This window comes from Arthrobacter sp. 2YAF22_2, assembly GCF_052114645.1.
Classification (GTDB): Bacteria; Actinomycetota; Actinomycetes; order Actinomycetales; family Micrococcaceae; genus Arthrobacter.
In genome coordinates this window covers 1-1,472 of the sequence record NZ_JBFRFD010000694.1, presented here as the reverse complement: position 1 = coordinate 1,472, position 1,472 = coordinate 1, and the positions used below count along the sequence as shown (strand labels likewise).

The window sequence follows — 1,472 nt, the reverse complement described above, 5'->3', positions numbered from 1 at the left end:
GAGCAAGTCCACGCACTTTGACTGGCGGCTGGCCCGCTACGACATTGCCGGGTCCACGGCGCACGCCCGCGTGCTGCACAAAGCCGGACTGCTGGACGACGCCGAACTTGAGGGCATGCTTGACGCGCTGGGACGGCTGGACGCGGACGTCGCCTCCGGCGCCTACACGCCGGCCGAGTCGGACGAGGACGTGCACGGTTCGCTGGAGCGCGGCCTGATCGAGCGCGCCGGCACCCAGCTGGGCGGCAAGCTCCGCGCCGGCCGGTCCCGCAACGACCAGGTGGCCACCCTCGGCCGGATGTTCCTCCGCGACCACGCCCGGATCATCGCCCGCGGCGTCCTCGCCACGATCGACGCGCTGGTGGAGCAGGCCAAGGCGCACCAGGGGGTGGCCATGCCGGGGCGCACGCACCTCCAGCACGCCCAGCCGGTGCTGCTCAGCCACCACCTGCTGGCCCACGCCTGGGCGCTGCTGCGCGATGTGCAGCGGTTCCAGGACTGGGACAAGCGCGCGGGGGTCTCGCCTTACGGTTCCGGCGCCCTCGCCGGCTCCTCGCTGGGCCTGGACCCGGAGGCGGTCGCGGCGGATCTCGGCTTCAACTCCGCGACGCACAACTCCATCGACGGCACCGCCTCCCGCGACGTCTTTGCCGAGTTCGCCTGGGTGTCGGCCATGATCGGCGTGGACCTGTCCCGGGTGTCGGAGGAGGTCATCCTGTGGGCCACCAAGGAGTTCTCCTTCGTGACCCTGCACGACTCCTACTCCACAGGCTCCTCGATCATGCCGCAGAAGAAGAACCCGGACGTGGCCGAGCTGGCCCGCGGCAAGGCCGGCCGGCTGATCGGCGACCTGACCGGGCTGCTTGCCACCCTCAAGGGCCTGCCGCTCGCGTACAACCGGGACCTTCAGGAGGACAAGGAACCGGTCTTCGACGCCGCCGACACGCTGGAAGTGCTGCTTCCGGCCGTTTYCGGCATGATYGCGACCCTGAAGTTCAACACKGARCGGATGGAATCGCTGGCGCCSCAGGGCTTCGCGCTGGCCACGGACATCGCCGAATGGCTGGTCCGGCAGGGCGTTCCGTTCCGCGAAGCGCATGAGCTCTCCGGTGCCGCGGTGAAGCAGGCCGAAAGCCGCGACGTCGAACTCTGGGACCTGACGGACGAGGAATACGCGGCCATCTCGGAGCACTTGACGCCGGAGGTCCGCTCGGTCCTGTCCACCGAGGGCTCGCTGAACAGCCGGAACTCGCAGGGCGGGACCGCGCCGGCCGCCGTCGAGCGCCAGCTGCTGGCACTCGAGGCGGAGCTCGACGGCGTCCGCGGGTACGCCGGCTAGCATCAGACGCTCCCTCACGTCCAGACGCATTTCTGCCGACGCTCCCGCACTGTCTGCGGGAGCGTCGGCGGATTTCCTGCCAAAGGTGAGGGAGCGTTGGGCCTTTGTCGCGGAATACTCCCGCTAGCATGGC

General features: G+C 69.8%; 1 protein-coding gene. It reads left to right on the top strand.

The genetic code is table 11. The features are described 5' to 3' along the window. Positions 1 to 1,339 (top strand): argininosuccinate lyase (gene argH, locus AB4Y86_RS18755; RefSeq protein WP_441403641.1); only part of this gene is annotated, 1,339 nt, incomplete at its 5' end. Positions 1,340 to 1,472: the final 133 nt, after the last annotated feature.